The organism is Caballeronia sp. SEWSISQ10-4 2, assembly GCF_030464885.1.
Lineage (GTDB): Bacteria > Pseudomonadota > Gammaproteobacteria > Burkholderiales > Burkholderiaceae > Caballeronia.
The window spans coordinates 22,336-49,056 of sequence record NZ_JALPRJ010000013.1 but is presented as its reverse complement, the minus strand read 5'-3'; the positions used below and the strand labels follow the sequence as shown (position 1 = coordinate 49,056).

Below are 26,721 nucleotides of genomic sequence, written 5' to 3'. Positions count from 1 at the left end.
AAACGTATGGCATTGCGTCGCGTGGCGACGGCTTTGCTGGTGGCTGGACTTGTCACCACGCAACTTGCGCACGCACAGGTGACACTGAATTTCGTCAATGCGGATATCGATCAGGTAGCGAAGGCGATCGGTGCCGCGACTGGGAAGACGATCATCGTCGACCCGCGCGTGAAAGGTCAGTTGAATCTCGTGTCCGAAAATGCGGTGCCTGAAGATCAGGCGCTGAAGACCCTGCAGTCTGCTTTGCGGATGCAGGGCTTCGCGCTGGTGCAGGACCACGGCGTATTGAAAGTCGTGCCCGAAGCCGACGCCAAGCTGCAAGGCGTGCCGACCTACGTCGGCAACGCGCCGGTTGCGCGCGGCGACCAGGTGGTCACGCAGGTGTTCCAGCTGAGGAACGAATCGGCCAATAATTTGCTGCCCGTTTTGCGTCCGCTGATCTCGCCGAACAATACGATCGCGGCCTATCCGGCGAACAACACGCTGGTCGTCACCGACTACGCTGACAACGTGCGGCGTATCGCGCAGATCATCGCGGGCGTGGATACGGCGGCGGGCCAGCAGGTCCAGGTCGTGCCGCTGAAAAACGCGAACGCGATCGACGCCGCGCAGCAGCTCACGAAGATGCTCGATCCGGGCTCGATTGGCAGCACCGACACGACGTTGAAGGTATCGGTCACCGCCGACCCCCGCACCAACTCGCTGCTGCTGCGCGCTTCGAACGCCGGCCGGCTGAACGCGGCGGCGTCCCTCGCGAAACAGCTCGACGGGCCGACCGGACAACCCGGCAACATGCACGTCGTCGCGCTGCGCAACGCGGACGCGACGAAGCTCGCGAAGACCCTGCGCGGGATGCTCGGCAAAGGCGGCGATACCGGCTCGTCGGCCGGCTCGAACGAGGCGAATTCGTTCAACCAGAGCGGCGGCGGTTCGAGCGGCGGCGGTTCGTTTGGCAGCGGTTCGACGGGTACAGCGGGTACGCCACCGCTACCGTCGGGCGGACTCGGAAGCAGTTCGACAGCGTCGCCGATGGGCGGCAGTGGGGGAGGAGCATACGGCTCGAGCGGCGGTTCCGGTGCCGGCGGCCTGCTCGGCGGCGACAAGGAAAAGAGCGAGGACAATCAGCCAGGCGGCATGATCCAGGCGGATTCTGCCACCAACTCGCTGATCATCACGGCGTCGGACTCGGTGTACCGCAACCTGCGGGCGGTGATCGACCAACTCGACGCGCGGCGCGCGCAGGTCTATATCGAGGCGCTGATCGTCGAACTGAACTCGAACACGAACGCCAATCTCGGCATTCAGTGGCAGGTCGCGAACAATTCGATCTTTGCCGGCACGAATCTGGCGACCGGCTCCGGCAACAGCATCATCAACCTGACGGGTGCGGCCGCGATAGCCGCCGCGACCACAGGCTCCGGCGGTCTTGCCGGGGCGCTCGCGAACCAGAATATCCAGCAGGGGCTCAACGTTGGCTGGGTGCACAACATTTTCGGTGTGCAGGGGCTCGGCGCGCTGCTGCAGGCGCTATCGCAGACCGCCGACGCGAACGTGCTGTCAACGCCTAACCTCATCACGCTCGACAACGAGGAAGCCAAGATCGTTGTCGGCACGAACGTGCCGATCCAGACGGGTTCGTATTCGAACCTCACGAGCGGCACCACGAGCAACGCGTTCAATACGTTCGACCGCGTCGACGTCGGTCTGACGCTGCACATCAAGCCGCAGATCACCGATGGCGGAATCCTGAAGCTGCAGCTCTACACGGAAGACTCGGCGATCGTGAACGGCACGACCAACGTGGCGACCAACCCGTCCGGCCCGGAGTTCACCAAGCGCTCGATCCAGTCGACGGTGCTCGCCGATAACGGCGAGATCATCGTGCTGGGTGGCCTGATGCAGGACAACTACCAGGTCAGCAACAGCAAGGTGCCGCTGCTGGGCGATATCCCCTGGATCGGCCAGTTGTTCCGTTCGGAACAGAAGACCCGCGCCAAGACCAACCTGATGGTATTCCTGCGCCCCGTGATCATCACCGATCGCAATACTGCTCAGGCCGTGACGTCGAACCGTTACGACTACATCCAGGGCGTGCAGGGTGCGTACAAGTCGGACAACAACCTGATCATGGACAAGGACGATCCGGTGATGCCGCCAAAGCCGATCGGCCCGGCCGAAGGCGGTTCGGCCGCGATGAACCTGTTCAATCTTGACCAGATGCGGCGCCAGCAGATGGCGCCACCGCAGTCGGCTCCCGCGCCGGCGACGAATGGTGCTGTCCAGGCCAACCCTGTGCCCGTCGCGCCTTCCTCCGCGGCGCCCGGAGTGCAGCCGTGAGCACGCCGTCCACGCCGCCGTCAGCTTCTGCGTCGTCAGCAGCGGCGCGAGCCGGTGTGTCGACCCAGGCAGCGGCGCAAGCAACGGCGATTCCGCCCGCTGTCGTGGCCGAGCATGCTGAGCGCATCGCGCCGTCGCCGCTTGCGGCGCGGCTGATCCCTTACGCTTTTGCGCGGACCGGGCAGATTCTCGTGGCGCACCAGCACGCGGACAGCCTCGAAGTGTGGATCAGCGATAAAACCAGCGACGCCGCACTCGCCGAAGTCGCCCGCAACTTCGGCGCGCTTTCCATCGTGCGTTTGCCGGTGGCCGAACTCTCAGCGGCAATCAATTCAGCCTACTCACGTAATGACGGCACTGCCGCGCAGGTCGTGGGCGAAGTGGAAGGCGAAGTCGATTTATCGCGGCTGATGCAGGACATTCCCGAAATAGAGGATTTGCTCGAATCGGAAGACGACGCGCCGATCATCCGCATGATCAACGCGCTGCTGACGCAGGCGGCGCGTGAACAGGCGTCGGATATTCATATCGAACCGTTCGAGACGTCTTCGGTCGTGCGTTTTCGTGTCGATGGCACCTTGCGCGACGTCGTGCGCCCGAAGAAGGCGCTGCACGGTGCGCTGATTTCGCGCATCAAGATCATGGCGCAGCTGGATATCGCGGAAAAGCGGTTGCCGCAAGATGGCCGCATTACGCTGCGCGTGGGCGGCAGGCCGGTGGACGTGCGTGTTTCCACGCTGCCGACCGGTCATGGCGAACGCGCGGTGCTGCGTCTGCTGGAAAAAGACGCGCAACGGCTGAACCTCGAAACGCTGGGTATGGCGCGCGATACGCTGGTCCATTTCGACAAGCTGATCGGTCGTCCGCACGGCATCGTGCTGGTGACCGGCCCGACGGGTTCCGGCAAGACGACCACGCTGTACGCCTCGATGTCGCGGCTCGAAACCGCCACCACCAATATCATGACGGTGGAAGATCCGATCGAATATGACCTCGGCGGGATCGGCCAGACGCAGGTCAACGAGCGCATTGGCATGACCTTCGCGCGCGCGTTGCGATCGATTCTGCGGCAGGACCCGGACATCATCATGATCGGGGAAATCCGCGATCTGGAAACGGCGCAGATTGCCGTGCAGGCATCGCTGACGGGCCACCTCGTGCTCGCGACGCTGCACACGAACGACGCTGCATCCGCCGTCACGCGTCTCACCGACATGGGCGTCGAGCCGTATCTGCTCGCGTCGTCGCTGCTCGGCGTGCTGGCGCAGCGGCTCGTGCGGCAGTTGTGTCCGGTGTGCAAGGAGAAACGCGAGGAGAACGGCCAGGTTCATTGGCACGCCGTTGGCTGCGACAAGTGCGGCCACTCGGGTTATGCGGGACGTCGTGGCGTGTACGAACTGTTGTTGCTGGACGATCCCATTCGCGCGCTGATCCACCGCAATGCATCGGATGCCGAAATTTTGACCGCCGGCCGTGCGCAGGGAATGCGCACGCTGCGTGAGGACGCGAACCGTTGGTTGGCGAGTGGCGCGACGTCGCTGGAAGAAGTGCTGCGCGTGACAGGCGGAGACTAAACATCCATGCCGGCGTTTCGTTTCGAGGCAATCGATCAGGCGGGCAAGTCGCAGACAGGCGTACTCGATGCCGACAGCGCCCGCGCCGCGCGCAGCCAGCTAAGAACACAGGGGCTGACGCCGCTTGTAGTTGAAGCGGCGGGTTCACGCACGCGCGGTGAGCGCAAACAACGGTTATCGCTGGGAAAGCGTTTGTCTCAACGCGAGCAGGCCATCCTCACGCGACAACTCGCCAGCCTCCTCATAGCCGGTCTTCCGCTTGGCGAAACGCTCTCGGTGCTGACCGAGCAATCGGAGCGCGATTACATCCGCGAGTTGATGGCGGCGATCCGTGCCGAGGTGCTCGGCGGCCATTCGTTCGCGAATGCGCTGGCGCAACATCCGCGCGATTTCCCCGAGATTTATCGCGCGCTGGTTGCGGCCGGGGAACATACCGGCAAGCTCGGCCTCGTGCTGTCGCGGCTCGCCGACTACATCGAGCAACGCAATGCGCTGAAGCAGAAGATCGTGCTCGCGTTCACCTATCCCGCGATCGTCACGCTGATCGCGTTCGGGATCGTCACGTTCCTGCTGAGTTATGTCGTGCCGCAAGTGGTGAACGTGTTCGCGAGCACCAAACAGACGCTGCCATTCCTCACCATCGCGATGATGGCGCTCTCCGGCTTCGTGCGGAACTGGTGGTGGGCCGGGTTGATTGGCGTGGCGCTGCTGAGCTGGTTCATCAAGAGCCTGCTTGCGCGGCCTGGTCCGCGCATGGCGTTCGACCGCTGGCTGCTCACGGCGCCGCTGCTCGGCAAACTCGTTCGTGGATACAACACCGTGCGTTTTGCCAGCACGCTCGCGATCCTGACAGCAGCCGGCGTGCCGATCCTGCGCGCGCTGCAAGCCGCGGGCGAAACCTTGAGCAACCGCGCGATGAGCGCCAACATCGAAGACGCCATCGTCCGTGTGCGCGAAGGTACCTCGCTGTCACGCGCGCTCGGCAATACGAAGACATTTCCGCCCGTGCTGGTGCATCTGATCCGCTCGGGCGAAGCCACCGGCGACGTCACCACCATGCTCGACCGCGCCTCCGAGGGCGAAGCGCGCGAGCTCGAACGCCGCACGATGTTCCTCACGAGCCTGCTGGAACCGCTGCTGATCCTCGCGATGGGCGGCGTCGTGCTGGTGATCGTGCTGGCGGTGATGTTGCCGATCATCGAATTGAACAATCTGGTGCAGTGAAGAAGCCATCCCATGAATGCCCTCCAAACCCGCCTTCTTTCGCTCATCGCGCTTGCCATTTTCTGCGCGACGCTGACCTGGTGGGTCATTACGCTGACCACCCACGAGAGCGCGCCGTTACCTGCGGCGGCGGCGGGGCGTGCGCCGTCGGTGGAGCAGGCGGCGACGCTCTTTGGCGGGCAGCTAAAGCGTCAGGAGAACCAGGACGTGCATCTGTTCGGGATACTCGCGTTGCAACACGGCGCGGCGGCGATCGTGAGCTACGGCGGCGAACCGGCGCGCGCGATCTCGCTGGGCGGGCCGCTGACGCCGGGCGTAACGATCAAGGAAGTGCGCGCCCGCTCGATCATCATCGAGAGGAACGGCTCACGCTCTGAAGTGTTCCTGCCGCCGAACGCGCCCGGTCCGACAATTTATGTGCGCTGAAGCCGTCCCGGATCAAAGTGATCAGACGGGCGACGCTTACGAAGTGAAATCCGCGCAAGCCGGACCTATAGAATGCTTGCCTGCCCGCAACGACCGTTGATTGTTCCGACGAATGATCCGGCCAGGGCGGCGAACAGGCATCGAAAAACACATTGGGCCTGATCGCTGTAACGACATCAATTGGAAAGGAAGATCTAGTCATGCAAATGTGGATGAAGCGCCGCTACGAACTCCAGACGGCATCCGGCGCGCGTCGCCAGCGTGGTTTTACCTTGATCGAAATCATGGTCGTGATCGCGATTCTTGGCATTCTCGCCGCGTTGATCGTGCCCAAGATCATGAGCCGCCCGGACGAGGCGCGGCGCGTGGCGGCGAAGGCGGATATCGGCTCGATCATGCAGTCGCTGAATCTTTACCGGCTGGATAACGGCCGTTATCCGACGCAAGAGCAGGGTCTGCGCGCGCTGGTCGAAAAGCCGACCGTCGATCCGGTCCCGAATAACTGGAAAGGCGGCGGTTATATGGACCGCGTTCCAGTCGACCCGTGGGGCAAGGAATATCAGTTCCTGAACCCGGGCGTGCACGGCGAGGTGGACGTATTCAGCTACGGAGCCGACAGCAAAGCGGGCGGCGAGGGCAACGACGCCGACATCGGTTCCTGGCAATAAGCCTTTCTTAACAGAAGCACGCGACGTGAAAATGCAGCACGAGCCGGACTGTTCAGCACCTGAGGCGGCGCGCCGCGCGAAGGTGCGGCCGCAGGCCGGCTTTACGCTGCTGGAAATGCTGGTCGTACTGGTGATTGCGGGATTGCTGGTGTCGCTGGCGTCGGTGAAACTCACGCGCAATCCGCGCACCGACCTGAACGAGGAAGCGCAGCGCTTGGCGCTCCTGTTCGAATCCGCCGGCGACGAAGCCCAAGTGCGGGCGCGGCCTATCGCGTGGCGGCCGATCGACGGCGGTTTTCGCTTCGATGTCCGCACGGAAGACGGCTGGCGTCCACTGCGCGACGACCTGCTGCGTCCGCGACGCTGGGAAGGGGGCGTGACCGGCGTGACGATCCAGTACGCCAATTCCGATCAGTCGGCGGAGCGGGTGGTGTTCGGCACTGAAGCTATCGATACTCCGATGGAAATCACGCTCGTCTCGGCGACCGGAAGCGCGACGATCGTCGGCACCGGCAACGGCCGCTATCAGGTGCGCTGATGCCAACGTCCAAACGCAGCCGCGGTTTCACCATGATCGAAGTGCTGGTCGCGCTGGCGATTATCGCGGTGGCGCTGGCGGCGTCGCTGCGGGCCGTGGGCGCAATGGCAAACGGCGAGGCGGATTTACATCGGCGGCTGCTGGCCGGCTGGAGTGCCGACAACGAACTCGCGCAATTGCGGCTCACGCATACGTGGCCGGACATCGGTTCCCGCACGTTCGATTGCTCGCAGGCCAATCTCAAGCTGATCTGCACCGATCGCGTGACGGCCACGCCGAATCCGATTTTCCGGCGCGTGGAAGTGCTCGTGGCGTCGCCCGGGATCTCCGGCAATCTCGCGCAAATGGTCATGGTGGTGGCGAATGAAACCAGCCGTTCGCTCTAGGCGGGACGCTCGCGGCGCTCGTGGCGTTGGTGGCTTTACGCTGATCGAGATGCTGGTCGCGATCGCGATCCTGGCGGTGATCGCGGTGTTGTCGTGGCGCGGGCTCGATCAGATCATGCGCGGCCGCACGACCATTACGAACGCGATGGAAGACGAACGCGTGGTGGCGCAATTGTTCGACCAGATGCGCATCGACGCCCGTCAGGCCGCCACCGACGACGAAGCCGGCCAGGCAGCGGTGGCTATCGGCGGGGACTCCGTGCAGATCGTGCGCGGCGTCTACGCGGCCGGCGTGCCGCCGCGCTTGCAGGTCGTGCGCTACCGGCTGAGCGACGGCCGCGTGGTGCGTTTTGCGTCGCCGCCGCTCGGTAACGTGGGCGAGGTGCGGCGGGCGTTATCGGCGGGAGACAGCGCCGACGGCTGGACCGCGATACCGCTGATGGGCGGCGTCTCGGTCTTCGCCACGCGCGCGTACGTGCCTAAAGTCGGCTGGACGACGCGCATGGGCGACGTGACGGCGCAAATCACGCAGAACGACAATAACCTGAAAGTGCCGCAGCTCGGCAACGCGCCGTTGCCGCGTGCGGTGACGGGCATTCAGATCGCGGTTGGCGCGCAGAATCTCGCGCTGCCGATCACGCGCGTGTTTCTGATCGGAGAATGACGATGCGTTCTTCATGGGGTCAGGCAAAACGGTCTTCGAAGTGGACTTTGAAGCGGTCTTCAAAGCAGCGCGGCGTCGCGATCATCAGCGCGCTGCTGGTGGTGGCGTTGTCGGCGATCATCGTGTCCGGCTTGCTGTGGCGTCAGGAAGTGCAGGTTCGCCGTATCGAGAACCAGCGCTTGCTTTCGCAGGCGCAATGGATCGCGCGCAGTGCGCTCGACTGGACCCGGCTGATCCTGCGCTCGGAAGCGGATTCCGCGCCGACCGTCACGTATCTTGGCGGCGTGTGGGGCGTGCCGATCGCGAAAACGCGATTGTCGGATTTTCTCGGACAAATTGGCGAGGTGCGGGCGCAGGAGGGGGCGTCGACGTATCTGTCGGGATCGATTGAAGACGCGCAGGCCAAGTTCAACCTGCGCAATCTGGTCTCCACGCCCACGCCGGGTTTGCTGGTCATCAACGTGCAGGAGATTCAGTCATTCCAGCGACTGCTGACGCTGCTCGGACTCGATGCTTCGCTGGCGAAAACCGTCGCGTTGCAGATTCGCGCCGGGCTGGCGCAATCGGCAACGCGGTTCCAGGCGCAATCGACGAGCGCACCCGCGAACAACACGCCGGCCGCCACGCTGGCCGCGATCGCTCAAGGTGGCGGAACAGGCGGCGGCAATTTCACCGACGACCCCGGTCTCGCCGATGCCAACACCAGCTCACCCGTCGCGCCGCTGCAGATGATCAACGTGGAATCGCTGCTCGATATCCCCGGTTTTTCACCGGAAGCCGTGGAGCGCTTGCGGCCGTTTGTGACGGTGCTGCCGACCACGTCATCGGTGAACATGAACACCGCATCGGCCGAAGTGATCGCAGCGACGGTTCCGGGCATGTCGCTGTCGCAGGCGCAGGCGTTTGTCGGGCGCCGCGAGACCGTGTTTTTCCACGATGTCGGCAACGTGCAGCTCGCGCTGACCGGCGCGGGCGTGAAGTCAGACGGCATCGATACGAACCAGATGGACGTCACCACGAAATACTTCCTGATCCACGGTCGCGTGCAGCACGAGCGGGCGGAATTGGACCGGACGACCTTGCTGTATCGCGATCCGGCGACGCATACCACGCGTATTGTCTATGTGCGCGACCAGCCTTGATGCGTTGAGACGGGTTCCACGGGAACGACGTCGCAGTACAGTCAATTACTTTCGATTCCGAAAACAAGAGAGCGGCCTTTGAGCACATTGATCGTCCTACTGCCGCCGCGCGATCCGGCGGTGCGCTCCGAAGAGTGGAATTTGCCGGAGCTGCCGTTTCTGCTGCTCGACAAGCGCAACGTCACGCAGCGCGCCGGTCGTGCCGCGCTCGCGCTGCTGCCGCGTGCGAGCGCGACGGTGCTGATCGTCGCCGCGCGCGACCTGTTGCTGACCGCCGCGCAGATGCCGCCGCTGAAAGGGCCGCGCTTGCGCCAGGCCTTGCCCAACGTGGTCGAGGACCAGTTGATCCAGGACCCGCAGACCTGTCATATCGCCGTTGACCCGGTCGCGCTCGCGAGCGGCCGGCGTGTACTGGCGGTGATCGATCGCGGCTGGTTCCGCTTTGTGCTCGAGGCGTTTGCGAACAAGGGGCATCGGAACGTGAAGGCGGTGCCGGCCATGCGCTGCCTGCCGCGGCATGAAAGCGCCGCCGATATCCCCGATCCGTTTGTCGCCGGTATGCTGGGCAACGTGATCGCGACCGCGCCGGTGCTGCTGGGCGGCGATACGCTCAGGCCGCCGGAGAGCGCCACGGCGCGTGTCGAGATTGCGATTGCGCGCGGCGAGCACGCGGCGCTGGGCGAAGGCCTTGCGATTCCCGCCGATGCCGTGACGTCCACGCTCAGCGCGCTGGCCGGCGCACAGCCGATCACGCTATACGCCCTCCGCGATGTCCCCGGTGCCGAGCCGCATCTGGCCTCGGCACGGCCTGCCATTGCCGATGCGCAGCCGCTGACGTTCGAAACCCTCGCACGCAACGCGCTCGCGAATCGCTTCGACTTGTGCCAGTTCGAGTTCGCCGCGCAGCCGTGGCGGCTCGACCGCGCGACCATGCGGCGCTTGAGAGTGCCGGTGGCGCTGGTGGTTGGGGCGCTGGCGGTATCGATGATCGGTATCAACATCCAGTGGATGCAGCTCGCCCGGCAACGCGACGCGATCAACGCGCAGATGACCGAAACGCTCCTCAACACGTTCCCGAAAACCACGGTCGTGCTCGATGCCCCCGACCAGATGTCGCGTCAGCTCGATCGCTTGCGGCTGGTTTCGGGACAACTGTCGCCATCCGACTTCCTCTCTCTCGCCGATGCCCTCGCCCGTGCGCTCGGCCCGATTCCGGTGAACGCCATCGCGGGGCTGGACTACCACGACAGGCGGCTCGAGGTGACTTTCAAGCCGGAAACCCGAGTGGATCCTGGCTTGCAGCGACGTCTGGCGGCGAACGGGCTGGCGGGCGCTATCGACAGCAATACCGGCAAGTGGTCCATCAGGAGCGCCCAATGAAACAGGTCATCATCGACACTTGGGGCGAGTTCTGGAACGCGCGTACCCAGCGTGAAAAAACCATCCTGATGTGGGGCTGCCTGGTGGCAGCGATCGCGCTGGTGTATCTGGTGCTGTGGGCGCCCGCATATGAAGGCCGTGCCCGGCTGCGCAGCACGCTGCCCGCCATGCAGCGCCAGCTCGCGCAGATGACCGCGCAAGCCAACGAGGCGCGATCGCTGGCAGGCGGCGGGCAGGGCGTCACGCCGACCGGCGGCGCGTTGCGTGATGCGCTGGCGAAGTCTCTCGCCGATAACAACATGCCTCCCGCGCAAGTCCAGGTGGTCGGCTCGGCCGTGCAGATCCAGTTGAAGAACGCGTCGTTCCCGGCGTGGACGGTGTGGCTCGACGACGTCAGGAAGCAGTTCAAGGTGCAGGTGAGCGAGGCGCACATCACGGCGCTCAAACCCGACGGCCAGGTTGATCTGACGGCATCGCTGCAACCGGCCCAGGCGCAATGAACTACGGCATGCGCCGGTTTCTCGCGGCCTGGCCATGGCTCGCGGTGGCGGTGGTATCGGTGGTCGTCACCCTCGCTGTCATGCTGCCCGCCGCGTGGATCGTGCCGCAATTCGCGAAGGCGACGAGCGGTCACGTGAATCTTGTCGATCCGGCCGGTTCGCTCTGGAAAGGCTCGGCCACGCTGATGCTGGCGACCGGTGCCGGTGCGGGCGGTGCCGATGGCGCGACACTGTTGCCGGGACGGGTCGAGTGGCGCACGGCATTCTGGCCATTGTTCAAGGGCCGCGTACGGATGGAGATGCGCCAGACGGATTCGATGCCCGACGCTGTTTTCGTCGATGCCGGTCTGTCCGGTTCGACGGTCTCGCCGGGCACGATCGCCGTGCCGGCGAGCCTGCTGACGGGTCTGGGCGCGCCGTTCAACACGCTGAACATGGATGGCAATGTGCGGCTGACATGGACCGAATTGCGCATGCTCGGGCACAACACGTATGGGCAGGTGATTGTGACGCTCGACGACATGGCGTCAAGCGTGTCGCGCGTGAAGCCGCTGGGGTCGTATCGCGCGGTGTTTCAGGCGGAAGGCCAGGCGGGCACGATCGATCTGACGACATCGCGTGGGCCGTTGCTGCTGAGTGGACAAGGGACGGTATCGCAGACATCGAGCGCGTTCAACGGCGTGGCGACGTCCGCGCCGGAGGCACGCGAGAATCTGGCGGGATTGTTGAACCTGCTCGGAAGGCACACGGGACCGGATACGGTCGAGCTGACTTTCGGCCGATGAGCGCGGCGGCCTGCTGCTGCTTGTGAACCTGCTTATAAACCCACGGTTGCGAAGACACCGAAGGCATTCCCGTCCGGCGCGTTTTATTCTTTCGCTGCGCCGCTGCTCGTTGCCGCAACGGTCGATGAACCCCGCGCGGGATTCAAAGCGGCGCTCGGCCCCTTCAAAACAACGCCGCTCGCCGGAACTGGCGCGGCTGCGCTGCCTGTTTCCTGATCGATTTGCGCGGTGTCCCAGCCGCCGCCGAGCGCCTTGATCAATCCCACCGACGACACCATCCGCTGTCCCGCGATACTCGCCAGCTTTTGCTCGGTGGTGAACGCCGTCGCCTGCGCGGTGAGCACATTGATGAATCCGACCGTGCCCGACTTGTATTGATTGGTCACGATGGCCAGCGCCTGCTGCGCCGACGCCACCGCCTGCTCCTGGACCACGACCTCGTTCGCCAGAATTCTCTGCGACGCCAGGTTGTCCTCGACATCCTGGAACGCGGTCAGCACGGTCTGCCGGTACGTTGCCACCGCCGAGTCATACGCCGCGCGCGCCGCTTCGGTCTGCGCGATCCGCAGGCCGCCATCGAAGATATTTGCCGCGAGACTCGGCCCGAGCGTCCAGAAGCGCGACGGCGCGGTCAGCAATTGCGACAGCACCGAGTTCTGGAAACCGCCGCTTGCCGAGAACGTCAGCGTAGGAAAAAACGCAGCGATCGTCACGCCGATCTGTTCGTTTGCCGCCGCCGCCTTGCGCTCGGCGGAAGCGACGTCAGGCCGTCGTTCGAGGATGGCTGACGGCATTTCCAGCGCAACCTCGGGCGGCGTGGCGTCGAGCGGCGAAGAAGCGATGGAGAACGTCGACGCGGGCTCGCCGACCAGCGCGGCGATGGCGTGTTCGAATTGCGCGCGCGCGACGCCGTTATCGATAGCCGACGCTTGCGCCGACAGCAATTGCGTTTGCGCCTGGATCACGTCCGAGCGCGCGGCCGTGCCCTGGGCGTACTGATTCTTCGTAAGTTGCAGCGTGCGCTGATAGGCGGCGACGGTATCGTCAAGGAGCCTTTGCTGCGCGTCCAGCGAGCGCAACTGGAAGTAAGTCTGCGCAAGCGTTCCCTGGGCCGATAGCCGCGCGTTGGCGAGATCCGCAGCCGCACTTTGTTCGCCGGCCTTTTGCGCGCCGACCGTCCGGCTGACCGAGCCCCACAAATCCGGTTCCCACGATGCATTGAGGGAAAGGTCGAAGTTATTGCCTACTGAGCCGCTACTGGTACCTGTACGGCTGGAGGAACCCGACCGCGTGCCCGTCCCCGTTATTCCCAGCGTGGGGAAATATGACGCGCGTGCTTCGGAGACCAGCGCCCGCGCTTGCCGGTACACCGCGGCAAACTGAGCGACGGTCTGATTCGACGCATTCAGCCGCGTTTCGAGGTCGTTCAGCTGTGGGTCGTTATATATGGTCCACCAGTTTCCACGATCCACCTGGTCTGCGGGTTGCGCGACTTTCCAGCCTTCCGGCGCCTCTTTGTACGCCGCGGGAATGGCGGCCTCGGGGCGTTTGTAGTTCGGACCAACGGCGCAACCCGCCAGCGCCAGCACGAGGACGATAGCGGATTTGCGAGGAAAGACGGGGATTCGGGTGAACGGCATCTGCTCTGGATTCCTGTCGGAGATTGCGCACGTGGAAGCGCCGTGGAGCACCTCTTGCAACCGGTCCGAAATGGTAACTGAACCCGCATGAAGGGCGGGCGTTGGGCAGGCGTTAGGGTAACGGCTTGAAAGGAAGCTGAGTGTTACTCGCCGCGGGGATTCGGTTACGGGTCGTTACGCGGAGCTCAGGCGATGCGAAAACGTAGCGCCATGAATGGCGGCGCGAGTTTCAGGCGTCGCAGTGTTTCGGAGAACAGAGCAGCGGGGTCTTGGCGGGCGCGGGATCGGCGGGTTTGCGCGTGCGCCGGTTTTCGAACCATGCGGCGCCCAGCACGACAAACGATCCACCCGGCAGCAAGAACACGATGACGTACAGCGCCAGCTTCCACGAGCTCAAATTCGGCGGCAGGACGTGCAGTAAGGCGGAAGCTACTGAGTGGCCGAAGCGTCGGCCGAAAAGGCGGGTGGTTTGGGCAGCGCGGTTCATCGGGTAAATCCATTTACGCATCGAATGTTTCGATGCTTTCAGTCGGTCAGAACATGGTCTCGGGTGGCGCACTCGCGCGTAACTCGTTGCTTAGAATAATATTGACTATGCAATCGTTTTTCAAGAAGCGTTCTTTACCAAATTTTCGCGGTGTTGTTTTTAGGTCGTGATGGAGCGGGGGCCGGGTGCGTGGACTTTCGTCGTCTGGCGGATCAGGCGCGTTGTTTTCACTTTGGGTCTTTCGCGGCGGATGCTTTTCGCATTTTGATCGGCGGTGCCGTGGATAAGTATTAGGCGTCCTTTGCGCGCTTCGTGGCCGCTTTTCGCTAGGTGGCAAAGGGAGTTGGCTACAGCTTGCAGCCATTGTTCCGCTGGAATAAAACAATGCCTATGCAAGTGTTTTAGCCGTCGCGCCGATAGTGCGGAGCCTGTCGATGCACTAAATAGTATGTAGCCGCCACATTTTCGCCATTGCCGGCCGTTTGCGCGTTTTGCGGTACATGACAACAAGGGCCGCGTTTCCGGACGAAAACGCGGCCTTCTACCCTCTGCAATCCGGGAAACTTATTCCGGCGTCAAGCTCTGGCCTGACTGACCTGGCTGATTCTGGAGCGTCGGCGGCATAGGTTGAACCGGCATGGCTGGCGGTATCGGTTTGGACACTGGGGCAGGAGAAACCGGCGGCAATGTGTTGCTGGATGCCGCCGCGCCAACCTGCGAAGGCCGGCCGCGCACGAACTGCTTGAAGTCCGCGCCGGCTTTCCACGGATTCGGCTCGCAGCCCAGCATGTTGTCGCAATGGGCGGCAAAACCGATCGTCGCCGTGCCTTCGTTGCTCGGGGTCTTCGTAATCTGATACGCAAGCGCGCGTTTGCCGCCGGACGGGCCGTCGGTCTGGATGATCGAGTCGGTGACGGTCTGCAGCTTGTATTCGGAGTGGTTGATCACCCAGACCTGAGCACGCGCCCACCAGGCGTCACATTCGGCCTTGTTCGTGCACGTGAGCGGCGCCGTGGCCTGCTCCATGGTCTCGCCGGCGATCTGGCCGGTGGTCGAACAGCCTGCCAGCAAGGCGATGACGGCCACAATCGTACTCATCGCCGTCGCCGTGGCGAAACCCGTGCTTTTCAGCAGGTTTTTTCTCATTTTTCTTCCCCTCTTTGATGTGTGTCCGAACCGGCCAGTCAGATCCGGCCAGTATCCGGCCAGTCGTCCATCGGATCGGCTTAGCTGATGCGTCGCTAATTTCAGACCCGACACGCGCACGAGCGTTTCCCTGCGTTGCGCACTGTTGCAAAACAAGTAAGGGTTGCCGCTGCTGATGCGATGCGGCGAGGAAAAAGCTGCTGGTTTGGCAGAACGTCAGCGTGAGAGCTGACGCCCTGTCGGATCACACTTCACACGCTGATGCGGTTCAACGTATAAGCGCGATACGCGCCGACGAATGCATCGAAGGAGCCCGATTCATCGCGTTCGATTCTTGCCTGATCGTCCAGCGACTTTGCCGCAAACGCCTTCATTTCGCGCTCGGCTTCCGCGCTGAGCGGGCGACGACGGAAGTAATCGGCGTGCTGCGCGCTGAGTTCCAGCGCGAATGCGTTGAAGCTTTGATGCCGCTCGCGCATGGTGTCGAGTACGCGTGCGGACGGTGTCAGCGAGACATCGGCCAGCCGTGCGCGTTGCGCCTGCAGGGCGCTCATGTGTTCATCGATACCATGCAGCGCGTCGAGCGCTTGCGCCACCGGTTCAATGGCGTCGAACAACGAATCGGCCCAGCCGTGCATGGAGACTTCACGACCGTCGCGCGCCAGCGTCAGGCCCGGCTTGCGCCCTTCCTTCGTGATGCGCGCGAAGTTTTCATTGGCTTCTTCGTTCGCCGCACGCGGCAACAGCGGGCTGTCTTCGATCGCGCAATACAGCAAGTACGCGTCCATGAAACGCGTGGTTTCCAGCGAGATTCCGGTCGGCTCGAACGGGTCGATATCGAGGCAACGCACTTCGATGTACTGCACGCCACGCGACGACAACGCATGCAGCGGCCGCTCGCCGGGCTGCGTGACGCGCTTCGGCCGGATGGTCGAGTAGAACTCGTTCTCGATCTGCAGGACGTTCGTGTTGATCTGGATCCATTCGCCGTCGCGCTGCGTGCCCATGGCTTCGTACGCCGGATACGGCTCGCTGACTGCTTTCGCGAGCACGTCGAGGTAACCGTCGAGCGTGTCGTAGCTCGGCAGTAGCGCCGATTGCGCCGGATTGTTCGTGTAGCCGAGATCGCTCATCCGCAGGCTGGTGGCGTACGGTAGATAACGCGTGGTGGCGTCGAAGGTCTCGAGCGTGTTCGGGCGGCCGCGCAGGAACTGCTCGTTGAGCGCCGGCGATGCGCCGAACAAATACATCAGCAGCCAGCTCGTCCGGCGGAAATTCCGGATCAGCGCGAAATATCGTTCGGACTGGAAATCGACGACTGGCACGGCGCTGCGGTTATCGAGCGCGGCCCACGCGCGCCACACGTTCTCGTGCAGCGAATAGTTGTAATGAATCCCGGCGATGCACTGCATGGTGCGGCCGTATCGCAGCGACAAACCGCGCCGGTAGACATGCTTCAACATGCCGATATTCGATGTGCCATACCAGCCGATCGGGATGTCCTGATCGGCGGGAAGCATGCCGGGCATGGAGTCGTTCCAGAGCAGTTCATCGCCGAGATGGGCGTAGGAGAAGCGATGCAGATCGTCGAGTTGTTCAAGCGTGCGCGCGACGTCGTGCTCCGCGGGCGTAATCAGTTCGATCAGCGCTTCGGAGTAGTCCGTGGTGATGAGCGGATGCGTGAGCGCCGAGCCGAATGCGCGCGGATGCGGCGTGGTGGCGAGCGCGCCGTCGCGCGTCACGCGCAAGCTCTCTTTCTCGATGCCACGCAGCCCCTGACGCAACGCAGCGCCATTCGGGCCGGAGGTCAGCGCAGATAGGCGACGCAGGAAAGCGTCGCTGGAGGGGGATGCGAAATTCGTATTTGCCATTGCCGCGACGTTTGCGATTGGGCGCCGAACCGAATGCGCCGAACCAGATTTTTTTAGGTAGCGGGCACTTTAACATCTCAGTGTAAGACGTGCTTGAAGCCTTGCCGGATAAGGGTTTGCGCGAATTTCCGGTGTGTTTGGACGGGCCTTCAGGCAGTAGGGGTTTTCCGATGGGCGATGCGGGGTTTGCAGTTCGGCTGCATAAGCGTCGGTGCGAGGGACGCTTGACGTCACCCGCCTTTCGCCGATCCCGCCCGATCCGCGATCTCGTTCCACACGTGCAGCGCGGCGTACGCCCGATACGGCCGCCACGCCTCGGCGCGGGCGCGCAACGCCGCTGCTTTCGCCATCGACGGATCGCGCGCTACCAGCGCCTGCATCAGGATCAGGTCGGTGCCGGGCCACGCATCGGCATCGCGTAATGCACGCATCGCGACGTATTCCACCGTCCATGGTCCGATACCCGGCATCGCCAGCAACGCGGCCCGCAGTTCGGCGCGATCGGCGTGCGGATCGTCGAGTGGCAGCGCGCCCGCCGCGACTTCACGCGCGAAACCCTGCAACGCAGCCACGCGTTTGCCCGGCATGCCGATTTTCTCCAGATCGACTGCGGCCAGCGCGGCGGGCGTGGGGAAACGCCAGGCCGTGCCGGGATGCGGGTGATCGGTGAGCGGCGTGCCGGCGCGTTCCACGAGTCTTCCTACTATCGTCGATGCCGCTTTCACGCTGACCTGCTGGCCGACTATCGCGCGCACGACCAGCTCGAAGCCGGACCATGCGCCGGGTACGCGCAGACCCGGCACGGCGCGTGTGAGCGGCGCGAACCACGGATCGCGACCGAGATGAGCGGCGATGGCGGGCGCGTCGGCCTGAAGATCGAACATGCGCGTCAGATGTTCGCCGATCGCTTTCGCGTGGCGGCTCGCCGCGCCTTCCAGCATGGCGACGAGACAAGGTTTGCTCGCGTGCCGCGTCACGCTGAGCGTGCCGGAATCGCCGAGCCATTCGATTGCGCGACGATACGCACCATCCTCCACCGCTTCGACGCCGAGCGTCGCGCGCCCCGCGAAAAATCGCAGGACGCGGGGCCAATCGTAGGGTTCGACGTAGGGCAGTTCGAGGCGGGTGAGTTTGGCTTGGGGCAATTTAGGCGAGTTCGAAAGCAGACGGGATCGGGATGCTAATCGGCATCGTAGCGGTTCACTTCACCTCGATGCCGAACTAGCCGCATCAACTCAGAACCCCCGCATCGACGGCCTCGTGCGGCGCCTCTTCCCGATGCTCTTTTTCCGCCGATAACAACGCGACCTTGCGCGCAGTTCCCCACCGATACCCCGCCAGCGCGCCATCCTTATGCACCACGCGATGACACGGAATAGCGAGCGCCACCGGATTCGACGCACACGCATTTGCCACCGCCCGCACCGCGCGCGGCGAACCGAGCGTCTCGGCGATATCGGTATAACTGCGCGTCTGGCCATACGGAATTCGCCGCAACGCGTCCCAGACGCGCTGCTGGAATGCCGTTGCGCTGATATCGAGCGGCAGGTCGAAGTGCTCGCGCTTGCCGCGCAAATAGGCATCGATCTGCGCGATAAACGGCGCGAGCCGCCCCTTGTCCTCGATCCGTTCAGCCTCCGACAACTCCTGCGCCAGGTCCGCTTCGAGCGCGGCCGGGTCATCGCCGAAAGCGATCTTGCAGATGCCCTTGGCGGTCGCGGCGACCAGCACGATTCCGAGTGCCGTCTGCGCTGTCGCGTAATGCACGATCAACCCCGCTCCCTTGCGTCGATAAATCGACGGCGTCATCCCCAGTTCGGCGGGCGCGGCGTCATACATCCGCGATGTCGAGCCGAAGCCGGCGTCGTGGGTGGCGCGCGTCACGTCATCGCCACGTTGAAGCGCGCCACGCAACGCATCGGCACGGCGAGCGGCCTGATATTGCCGCGGCGACACGCCGACAACACGCGAAAACAGCCGTTGCAAATGAAACGGGCTGACATGCACGGCGTTGCTCAATTGCGCGAGGGTGAGGCGCTGTTGCGGATCGGCATCGAGCACCTTGCACGCCCGTTCGACGATAGCCAGCTCACGCGACAAACTGCCCGGCTGACACCGCTTGCATGCCCGATATCCGGCGGATTCGGCTTGTTGCGGGGTATCGAAGAATTCGACGTTTTCACGGCGCGGCGGCCGCGACGCACACGATGGGCGGCAAAACACGCCTGTTGTGCGAACAGCGTAGAAGAATGCACCGTCGGCGCTCGAATCGCGGCCGGACACGGCGTTCCAACGGGTTTCATCGTTGGAAAAAGCGGCGGTGGTTTGTTCGGGTTTCATCACAATCCTCGGTTTGCGAAGGGTACGTGACTACTTTAGAGGTGCACGTCTATTGGTACGCGCCGGTTCTTGCTCTGTCATTTCGATCCTTGGATTACGGGCGTGTGAACGCATCGACAAATGACGCACAGATGCGACACATCACCACCATAGGGGTTTTTACTACGATAACTGTTGCAACGTATCAATCCACTGTGTAATATCGGAACTGTCTCCTCCATGTCTCCTCCTGATATGGATTCAGCCCGCTCCGCAACGAGCGGGCTTTTTTTCGTCCATAGGGTTTGCAGCCCTTTGTGGGGGGGCTGTTTCGCAACACACGCTAAACTCTAAACTGGACTTTTGCGCGGATTTACTGGCCGCCATTGCGCAAAAAAACCGGAGACACGCGATGCAAATATCCATCCGCGAGATCGATCACGTCGTGATTCGCTGCGCGAATCTTGATGCCATGGTCGATTTTTATAAGACGGTGCTGAGCTGCCCGGTCGAGAAGGAGCAGCGCGAGCTTGGGCTCGTGCAGATGCGCGCTGGACGCTCGCTGATCGATCTGCTGGCAGTGGGCGCGAAGATCGACCGGCCGGAAAGCGGCACGCCGGGCGCGGGAAATAACATGGATCACGTGTGCCTGCGCGTGGAACCGTTCGATTCCGCCGCGTTGCGCGCACATCTGCTTGAGAACGGCGTGCGTCTGGGGGAAGAGGCCCGTCGATACGGCGCCGAAGGTTTCGGCCCGTCGCTCTATTTCTTCGATCCGGAAGGCAATCTCATTGAACTGAAAGGCCCGCCGGACGCCTGAGCGGCATCAGCGCGGGGCCCCCTTGAAAACGGTCCAGTCGATAGCGACCGGATCGACGCTCGCGCTACCCAGCGACGCCTCGCCGTCCTGCACCGTGCATTGAAGCCGCATCGTCCGTTCGGCCAACGCGCCGAGCGCCGCGGCCACGCCGTCCGTGAGCGACCATACGGTCACGTTTTGCATCCGTTCGACCTTCGCTTTGACGCCCTGCCACCAGATCTCCGACGCCCGGCCGCCATAGGCGATCACGATCACCCGGTCCGCGCGTCCGCTCGCCTTCGCGATGCGCCGTTCCTCGGGCTGGCCGACTTCAATCCATGTTTCGATTTGTCCGGTCAGGTCCTTTTGCCAGAGATCGGGCTCGTCGGTGTCGGACAGGCCCTTGGTGAATTCGAGGCGTTCGCTTGCGAATAATGCGAACGCAGCGACACGCACCATCATCCGGTCGTCGGTTTCGGACGGATGCCGGGCGATCGTCAGCGCGTGGTCGCCGTAGTAGTGCCGATCCATGTCGGCGATTTGCAGCTCTGCTTTGTAGATTGTGGATTTAAGGGCCATGCAACACCGGAAGGCCTTTTGAGAGGCCGGAAAAGGGGAATCTTGACGGATGTTCACGCGGGACCGCTGCGCGCTGACGCGTTCCCAATCACATTCGACGACGTTCGACGCGTGATGATACCGAACGCGTTCGTTCGTTGCGGGGAATAGCTTGATGGAGGGTGTGGTTGGCTGGAAACCGTCGGAGCGATGGCGGCCCGAATGCGGGCTTAAGCCTCAATGGGCGAGGGCGCAGGATGGTCCTGCGCGAAACGTGAAACCGACGCGGCGGGCGTGAATAAATCTCGCCGCGAGATAATCAAGCGATCAGATAGCCGGCGGTTTTTGCACCGCCGTTATCCGTTGAAACCCTGATTCGTGCGTGATTAATTCACTGCTTAATAAATCGGTCGGCGGTCCACATACCTTGTGTATCGCTGTTCGCGGCATTCACAAATTCGACATCGTGTCCGACAACACGCAGTACGCGGAAATGAGCGTTTTCCGGTGTGGACAGACATTGAAACCCAGTGAAGAACTCTTGCATTTTCTGCTGCTCGCCAGCTTGGGCGTGCTGATCGGCGGAATCGAATTTGTCCTTCGATAAACAGCCGTACGAATTAGGCATGAAACTGAACGTTTGCTGCGGTTGGATCACCTTGTCCTGGGCATGAACCGTGGTGATCGCGGCGAATAAGCCGATCATCGCGAAACCAGCAATGGCGCGCTTTTTCATCTATAGCCTCCATGCAACTATTTCTCGGGATTTAGCTATGTATTCAGTGACTAGTTATTAATCTGCAGCGTTTATCCTAAACGAGAATTTGCAATAGGCAAGCACAACTTGTGTGCGTTCGCAACAAGACAGATTGTCGCAGATGGATTTTTTGCATTAAGCGGCTTTAACCGTACGGCATGCTAATAAAAATCACGAATGATGCAGCGCAAACCAAAAAGGCAATAAAAGATGCCCGGTTCGCCGGAACCGGGCATTCAACCTCACGAATGAGGGAGGAGACATTGAGATTGCCGGGCCTGATCGCTGGGCAAAGCCGACTTAATTCTAAGCAGAATTTGTGCCGAACGCAGAAACCGGATACATAAACGCAGTTCAGCAGACAAAGTCATTCTGAGTCAGATACCTGGTATGCGCGGCCGCTCTTCCGTGGCGGTGCCTACGCGCTTGGTTTCCATCGTTTTTTACGCGATGTCTTGTCAGAAGCGCATCTTCGTGGATTAATCGACGCTTCCCACAGGAGCTCTCATGACCCTCACTCAATGGCTGCCATTCGCGATCGCCTCCGCCATCCTCGTTGCCATTCCTGGGCCGACCGTGTTGCTGGTCGTCTCGTACGCGCTCGGCCACGGCCGCAAATATGCGCTCGCGACAACCGCTGGCGTTGCGTTGGGCGACCTCACGTCGATGACCGCCTCCATGCTCGGGCTCGGCGTATTGCTCGCGGCATCGGCGGAATTGTTCATGGTGTTGAAATGGGTGGGCGCGGCATATCTCGTCTACCTGGGCATCAAGTTGTGGCGTGCACCGGTGATGGATACCGACGCCGTCCAAGCCCCCACCGAGTTGCGCACAGGGCGGATAGTCGCTCATGCGTACGCAGTGACCACGCTGAACCCGAAGAGCATCATTTTCTTTATCGCTTTCCTGCCGCAGTTCATTAATCCGCATGTCGCGAGCATTTCGCAGATTGCGATCATGGAGGCGACGTTCGTCGGCCTGGCTGCGGCTAATGCGTTTGGATACGCGATGCTCGCATCGGTCGCGCGTCGTGCGATTCGCCGGCCGGCTGTGCAGCGGACGGTGAATCGGACTGGTGGCGCGCTGTTGATGGGCGCGGGCGTGTTCGCGGCAGCGTGGAAAAAGGCGGTGTAGGGCTTGGGATGAGCGGCGCGCCTGGTGTTAGCGGCCTGACGTTGACTCAGGTCGCTTAAGCGGCGCCATGACGCGCGTTGCACAGGATGCAAGATTCACGAACCAAGCCATCCTAGCCACGCGGCGGTTCGCCACAACCCGGCAATAATGATCACGGCAGCGATGGTGGCCAAAGCTATCTGTCTGCGGCAGCGAGTTGCCCGCTCGTCGTCGAGATCCTTCGGATTCGCCATTTTGGGCTCCTGCGCGGTTCCTCTTCTGGAATCGTACATCAAGGAGCGACCAATCTTTTTCAGCGTTACCCTGATGCGGACTGCTTGATAGCAGGACGATGCAGGTATTGCTCACCGATTCCGCCAAGCGATACTTTCGCCACGCAGCCTTTCCCGGATGGGGATATTCGCATATCGATATTGCCGACTGACCGCTGCACGCGTTTTTACTCTCAAAGCTCAGACGATGACGATCCTGGTGCAACCGTCATTAATCCGCGTATTTTTTGTCGTAGCTGAATCACGTCTTCGCTGATGAACGGCACCTGTTCCGTGTACGCGCAACGAATTACGTACGCGAGAACAGGTTCGATTTGACGCAGCAATGCAGTCGCGGATTGCTCGGTTAATGCGGGGGCTATTTCTTGCACGACTAAGGCTCCTACGTGAACAGGCAGTACGGATGCTCAATTATCGGCTAGAGAGTAACGGCGATTACGTTGCAAAAAATTACCAGCAGTTATCCTGCGTTTTGTTGTTACATGTTGCCGCCAAGCGGTTCGGATAGAGCGCCTGGAACCTGGTAAGGGTAAGAAATTGATGTCCGGCCCGGCGAGGACCCAGGCTGGGCCCCCATCGAATCAACCCTCTCCGGTGTCTGGATGCTACCGATCCAGCCTAAGTCCGATCTAATCTGCTCGATGCTGCGCCGAACGGCAAATCGGCATCGAACAGAAATGCTCGCGGCCTTTGAAATCGGTAAATATCGCCCGCGAGATATTGACGTGTTTGAAAGCGATTACGGATTTGAGCGGCGAAGGGGTTATCGCTTCCAGGAAAATTTAGGTCGCTATCACTCGGAAGCGAAATAGATTGCACTTTTGTATTACCATAGGATAATAAAAGCATTGACGCAGACGCGGGAGGCTTGCATGCCGACTCTACTCGATACGGATATCGAACATATCCGGGCCGCAGTGCTGCAATCGTGTAACGAGAATTACGCCAACCCGCTTTTAACGCCACCGTATTGGCGTCGGCGGTTGGTCGAGATTATGCGGTTAAACCATTTGTCAAAAGCTCAGTTGAACCAGGTCGATGCGCTTCTCGCCATTCTCGATCGCTTTGATTCCGAGCACGATCTGAGTGTCGCGTGACGCCGGAGTATTTCGATCATGTGTGCCCGCGACGCGTCCGTCTTCTTGGCTTTCCACGCTGTGGCGAATTCGTCACAAACGATCACGCACCAATACAAAACCGGCTGGTAGGGCGCAAAGCCCTTCCAAGAAAGGGCGCGCTTCCAGATTCGTGAAAATGTGTACCTTAGTGTGTACCAAAAAACGTGTTCAACTACAACACAATGCCTTAAACCATAATTGCGAAGCGTTTCCGATACATGCAATATCCCTAGGAAATTGCGGAGGGCGATCAAAAATAACCGACTGAATAGTTGACGATCTCCGTCACGACTATAAAAAAAACGAGGGAGGCCCACTTAATGGCAGGAGCCACTGCGAACGCCGTATCGGCGAACAGCACTACGAAGCCGCAATCCGATGAGAAGGTAGATTCCACCGCTGAAGCTACCGCCAGCCTCACACCGGAACTCGTGATTGCTCTTTGTGGGCCTATTGGTTCGCCCATCCACGAGACCGCGAAGCAAATAGGGAATGCCCTAAGCGACTACGGCTATCGTACGGTAGACCTGCGTCTAAGCGAATTGATTCGCTTGAATGCCGACCCGTCAAAGATGGATCGCTCCTCGTGCTACCACGAGATCCAGTCATTGATAAGCCAGGGTGATCGACTGCGCGAAGAATTCGGCAACGATATCTTAGCGAAAATGGCGATTGCGAAGGTGAGCGGGGATAGACGAAAAGCGTTCGGAGAATTCAAGGATCGAGCGGAGGAAGCCAATGCTAGCGGTGGCCGCAAAATACGCACGCACCGCATATGCCACGTAATCGACTCTGTTAAGAATAGCGCCGAGTTAGATTTGCTGAGGTTGGTCTACGGTGACGCGCTGTTCGCGATCGGAATATTTTCTCCACTCGAAGTAAGGCAGAAAAATCTGGAACGCCCAGGCGCGTTGAGCTCACATGAAATAAAAAACTTGGTCGACACCGATTCAGGGGAAGAGTTCTCCCATGGCCAGTCGGTGCGCGACACGTTCCCACGTTGCGACTATTTCCTTCGCGTGGACTACCCAGTAGCTGAGCCATTCGAGCCCAAAGCCATCGGGCAGCTTGTCGAAAAGCTTCGACGATTCTTTAGTTTGATTTTTCGTACGTCAATCGTCACCCCGTCGCCTGAAGAAACCGCAATGTATGCGGCGGCGTCGGCGGGACGAAACTCCGCATGTCTATCTCGGCAGGTGGGCGCTGCAGTCACGACCGCAGCAGGAGAATTGCTCTCAGTAGGATGGAACGACGTGCCGCGAAGCGGTGGCGGCTTGTACGGCAAACCCCCGTTCGATACGAAGCGTCTTCCCCTGTCCGCATCTTATTTGGATGAACGATGTTTTGCTCAGACCGGCGCGCGCTGCCACAACGACCAGGAGAAACAGACGATTGCAGTGAAGCTAGTGGACTCTTTGGTAGATGCTGGCCTTGTAACAGCGGAAAACAAGCAGAAAGCTGTCCAGCGGATCATTGATGATTCGCGGGTGAAAGATCTCATTGAGTTTTCAAGAGCCGTTCATGCAGAAATGCATGCGCTACTTGGTGGAAGCCGAGTCGCCGGCGATCGTATTATCGGCGGAAAGCTGTACGTCACGACTTATCCTTGCCACTCTTGCGCTCGGCACATCGTAGCAGCCGGAATTTCGGAAGTTCACTACATCGAGCCCTATCGGAAAAGCTTGGCGACCCGTCTTCACCTAGACGCCCTTACAGAATCTTCCGATCCCAGTGACAAAGTAAGACTGCTCCAGTTCGATGGAGTGGCGCCTAGGCGCTTCATTGATCTATTCGACGGTGGGTCTCGAAAGAAGCACGGCATGCTAAACTTGATTGGCCGGCTAGAGGCCGTCCCCTCGACCCATGTGAGCCTCAAGGCGATACCCCGTCTTGAGGAGGTAGTGGTCGCAGAGGTGACCAGCAAAAAGCTGGCACTGTTAGGTCTTATTCAACAGGAGAAATCGAATGAACAATACTCAGACTCGCCTTCGGCAGCTTGAATTGCCGGTGCTTGTGGCGGTCAGCCATGATCATTCGTCTCTCGTCGCGGCGCCTATCGCCTGCCCGGACCGCCAAGCAAGCGATCATGGAAACTCTTCGTTCCAAGCGACGCCAGAAGATCAGGCGATATACCGCGCCATCAGTGACAATTATTTTTCTAAGTAAGCCCGCATCTGGGTTGTGTTTGGATCTGCACTTCGGGATGGCGTCAACTTCGTTCCCTCGCTTAAGAAACAGGCGCCTTTGAAGTGAACATCCGCGATCGAGGCGGCCGATGACTTTCTTAGCGTCGGCACCCTAGCCCGCCCGTTAAACGGCGGGATTTTTTTCGCCTACGACAGCCTGACTCGGTAGTGGGAACAGCCTGCGCCGCGGTGCGCACACTGGCACGCGATTGCTGGCGCCGTCCTGGGTGGGCGCAGCATGTCATGGCGGGATCAGTTTCGCTCCGTCGATGATTGGCTGAATCTCACAATAACCAACGAGCGTTATGAGCGAAGACTATTTAATCGACCATGAGCGAAGGGTAAAGCGAGCAATCGCGCTCATGGTGGCATTTACGTTGGCTGCGATCTTTTCGACCTTGCTACCGCTTTTCGGATCTCTCCGACCGCCCAACGAAGCATTGGGCTCGTGGTGGCAGCGGGCTGGCGCGCCGATCACCGTCTTTGCCTTCCTCGCGCAAAATAAAGCCAACCTCCTAGGAGCCCTGCTAACGCCCGGCACCTTCACGAGTGCACCGTTTGAGGCGTTGAGGCGGAAATACCGGCTATTTCACTCCTATGGATTCCGAATTTCCATATTCCTTACCGTCCTTGGAACGCTTGTCTGGGGCTATGGCGACGTGCTGATCAATTCTTTGATGGCTGCATCGATGGTAATCGCAAAGTGACGCGCGGTTTGACGGCGGCAGTACCAAAGTGCATTCGTGACATTTACAGTGCGGGCGATCCGATGGATTCCCGGCCGGGTTGTTATCGAGTTAAAGGACAGGA

Annotated in this window: 27 protein-coding genes; 18 read left to right on the top strand and 9 right to left on the bottom strand. The window is 61.3% G+C overall.

The features are described 5' to 3' along the window. The first annotated feature begins 6 nt into the window (after positions 1–6). The 12 genes from gspD to M0D69_RS11305 all read left to right on the top strand — a co-directional run bounded on the left by gspD (position 7) and on the right by M0D69_RS11305 (position 11,624). Complete coding sequence (gspD, locus tag M0D69_RS11360) at positions 7–2,337, top strand: type II secretion system secretin GspD (RefSeq protein WP_301782122.1); 2,331 nt, start codon at positions 7–9, stop codon at positions 2,335–2,337. Next, the gene (gspE, locus tag M0D69_RS11355) at positions 2,334–3,911 is read left to right on the top strand and encodes a type II secretion system ATPase GspE (protein WP_301782121.1); all 1,578 of its coding nucleotides are present in this window, start codon (positions 2,334–2,336) and stop codon (positions 3,909–3,911) included. The genes gspD and gspE overlap by 4 nt, the downstream gene beginning before the upstream one ends. Positions 3,912–3,917: 6 nt before the next feature. Continuing rightward, positions 3,918–5,135, top strand: coding sequence for a type II secretion system inner membrane protein GspF (gene gspF, locus M0D69_RS11350; protein ID WP_301782120.1), 1,218 nt, complete (start codon positions 3,918–3,920; stop codon positions 5,133–5,135). Positions 5,136–5,147: 12 nt separating this feature from the next. Then, positions 5,148–5,561, top strand: a complete 414-nt coding sequence (locus M0D69_RS11345) for a type II secretion system protein N (protein WP_301782119.1) — start codon at positions 5,148–5,150, stop codon at positions 5,559–5,561. Between the two features lie 200 nt (positions 5,562–5,761). Then, positions 5,762–6,229, top strand: a complete 468-nt coding sequence (gspG, locus tag M0D69_RS11340) for a type II secretion system major pseudopilin GspG (RefSeq protein WP_301782118.1) — start codon at positions 5,762–5,764, stop codon at positions 6,227–6,229. A 31-nt stretch (positions 6,230–6,260) separates the two neighbouring features. Then, positions 6,261–6,767 carry a GspH/FimT family pseudopilin gene (locus M0D69_RS11335; RefSeq protein ID WP_301782183.1) on the top strand — a complete coding sequence of 169 codons (507 nt, stop codon included), beginning with the start codon at positions 6,261–6,263 and terminating at the stop codon, positions 6,765–6,767. Then, positions 6,767–7,153, top strand: a complete 387-nt coding sequence (gene gspI, locus M0D69_RS11330; RefSeq protein ID WP_301782117.1) for a type II secretion system minor pseudopilin GspI — start codon at positions 6,767–6,769, stop codon at positions 7,151–7,153. The genes M0D69_RS11335 and gspI overlap by 1 nt, the downstream gene beginning before the upstream one ends. Continuing rightward, positions 7,131–7,817: a type II secretion system protein J gene (locus M0D69_RS11325; RefSeq protein ID WP_301782116.1), complete on the top strand. Its 687-nt coding sequence runs from the start codon at positions 7,131–7,133 to the stop codon at positions 7,815–7,817. Before gspI ends, M0D69_RS11325 begins: the two co-directional genes overlap by 23 nt. 2 nt (positions 7,818–7,819) lie before the next feature. Then, entirely contained in the window at positions 7,820–8,959 is a 1,140-nt protein-coding gene (gene gspK, locus M0D69_RS11320; RefSeq protein ID WP_301782115.1) for a type II secretion system minor pseudopilin GspK, read from the top strand. 78 nt (positions 8,960–9,037) lie between these two features. Further along, positions 9,038–10,339, top strand: coding sequence for a type II secretion system protein GspL (gspL, locus tag M0D69_RS11315; RefSeq protein ID WP_301782114.1), 1,302 nt, complete (start codon positions 9,038–9,040; stop codon positions 10,337–10,339). Beyond that, complete coding sequence (gene gspM / locus M0D69_RS11310; RefSeq protein WP_301782113.1) at positions 10,336–10,839, top strand: type II secretion system protein M; 504 nt, start codon at positions 10,336–10,338, stop codon at positions 10,837–10,839. The genes gspL and gspM overlap by 4 nt, the downstream gene beginning before the upstream one ends. Beyond that, positions 10,836–11,624, top strand: coding sequence for a type II secretion system protein N (locus M0D69_RS11305; protein ID WP_301782112.1), 789 nt, complete (start codon positions 10,836–10,838; stop codon positions 11,622–11,624). The genes gspM and M0D69_RS11305 overlap by 4 nt, the downstream gene beginning before the upstream one ends. A gap of 83 nt (positions 11,625–11,707) precedes the next feature. Here the strand turns inward: M0D69_RS11305 and M0D69_RS11300 are convergent, their stop codons facing one another. The 6 genes from M0D69_RS11300 to ada all read right to left on the bottom strand — a co-directional run bounded on the left by M0D69_RS11300 (position 11,708) and on the right by ada (position 19,108). Continuing rightward, entirely contained in the window at positions 11,708–13,264 is a 1,557-nt protein-coding gene (locus tag M0D69_RS11300; protein WP_301782111.1) for an efflux transporter outer membrane subunit, read from the bottom strand. Positions 13,265–13,493: 229 nt separating this feature from the next. Continuing rightward, positions 13,494–13,751, bottom strand: coding sequence for a hypothetical protein (locus M0D69_RS11295; RefSeq protein WP_301782110.1), 258 nt, complete (start codon positions 13,749–13,751; stop codon positions 13,494–13,496). A 564-nt stretch (positions 13,752–14,315) separates the two neighbouring features. Continuing rightward, on the bottom strand, positions 14,316–14,849 hold the full coding sequence (locus M0D69_RS11290; protein WP_301782182.1) for a hypothetical protein: 534 nt from the start codon (positions 14,847–14,849) through the stop codon (positions 14,316–14,318). Positions 14,850–15,148: 299 nt separating this feature from the next. After that, complete coding sequence (gene gshA / locus M0D69_RS11285; RefSeq protein WP_301782109.1) at positions 15,149–16,768, bottom strand: glutamate--cysteine ligase; 1,620 nt, start codon at positions 16,766–16,768, stop codon at positions 15,149–15,151. A gap of 230 nt (positions 16,769–16,998) precedes the next feature. Next, positions 16,999–17,913: a DNA-3-methyladenine glycosylase gene (locus M0D69_RS11280; RefSeq protein ID WP_301782108.1), complete on the bottom strand. Its 915-nt coding sequence runs from the start codon at positions 17,911–17,913 to the stop codon at positions 16,999–17,001. Positions 17,914–17,998: 85 nt separating this feature from the next. After that, complete coding sequence (ada, locus tag M0D69_RS11275) at positions 17,999–19,108, bottom strand: bifunctional DNA-binding transcriptional regulator/O6-methylguanine-DNA methyltransferase Ada (RefSeq protein ID WP_301782107.1); 1,110 nt, start codon at positions 19,106–19,108, stop codon at positions 17,999–18,001. Between the two features lie 391 nt (positions 19,109–19,499). Between ada and M0D69_RS11270 the strand changes: the two genes are divergently transcribed. Next, on the top strand, positions 19,500–19,907 hold the full coding sequence (locus M0D69_RS11270) for a VOC family protein (protein WP_301782106.1): 408 nt from the start codon (positions 19,500–19,502) through the stop codon (positions 19,905–19,907). Between the two features lie 6 nt (positions 19,908–19,913). Here the strand turns inward: M0D69_RS11270 and M0D69_RS11265 are convergent, their stop codons facing one another. After that, positions 19,914–20,465 (bottom strand): YaeQ family protein, encoded by a 552-nt coding sequence (locus M0D69_RS11265; RefSeq protein WP_301782105.1) that lies wholly within the window; start codon positions 20,463–20,465, stop codon positions 19,914–19,916. A gap of 370 nt (positions 20,466–20,835) precedes the next feature. Beyond that, a complete protein-coding gene (sap1, locus tag M0D69_RS11260) occupies positions 20,836–21,180 on the bottom strand; it encodes a surface attachment protein Sap1 (protein ID WP_301782104.1) in 345 nt (114 codons plus the stop codon). 528 nt (positions 21,181–21,708) lie between these two features. On the opposite strand from sap1, the gene M0D69_RS11255 reads away from it, so the two are divergent. Then, positions 21,709–22,335, top strand: a complete 627-nt coding sequence (locus M0D69_RS11255; RefSeq protein ID WP_122175728.1) for a LysE family translocator — start codon at positions 21,709–21,711, stop codon at positions 22,333–22,335. Between the two features lie 95 nt (positions 22,336–22,430). On the opposite strand, the gene M0D69_RS11250 is transcribed toward M0D69_RS11255, so the two are convergent. Further along, on the bottom strand, positions 22,431–22,568 hold the full coding sequence (locus M0D69_RS11250; RefSeq protein ID WP_160312534.1) for a hypothetical protein: 138 nt from the start codon (positions 22,566–22,568) through the stop codon (positions 22,431–22,433). Positions 22,569–23,479: 911 nt separating this feature from the next. Here M0D69_RS11250 and M0D69_RS11245 point away from each other — a divergent pair. From M0D69_RS11245 to M0D69_RS11230, 4 genes are all read left to right on the top strand, one after another. Next, positions 23,480–23,704, top strand: coding sequence for a hypothetical protein (locus M0D69_RS11245; protein ID WP_301782103.1), 225 nt, complete (start codon positions 23,480–23,482; stop codon positions 23,702–23,704). A 341-nt stretch (positions 23,705–24,045) separates the two neighbouring features. Continuing rightward, complete coding sequence (locus M0D69_RS11240; protein WP_301782102.1) at positions 24,046–25,725, top strand: anti-phage dCTP deaminase; 1,680 nt, start codon at positions 24,046–24,048, stop codon at positions 25,723–25,725. After that, the gene (locus tag M0D69_RS11235; RefSeq protein WP_301782101.1) at positions 25,691–25,891 is read left to right on the top strand and encodes a hypothetical protein; all 201 of its coding nucleotides are present in this window, start codon (positions 25,691–25,693) and stop codon (positions 25,889–25,891) included. The genes M0D69_RS11240 and M0D69_RS11235 overlap by 35 nt, the downstream gene beginning before the upstream one ends. 325 nt (positions 25,892–26,216) lie before the next feature. Beyond that, on the top strand, positions 26,217–26,618 hold the full coding sequence (locus M0D69_RS11230; RefSeq protein ID WP_301782100.1) for a hypothetical protein: 402 nt from the start codon (positions 26,217–26,219) through the stop codon (positions 26,616–26,618). Positions 26,619–26,721 lie beyond the last annotated feature (103 nt).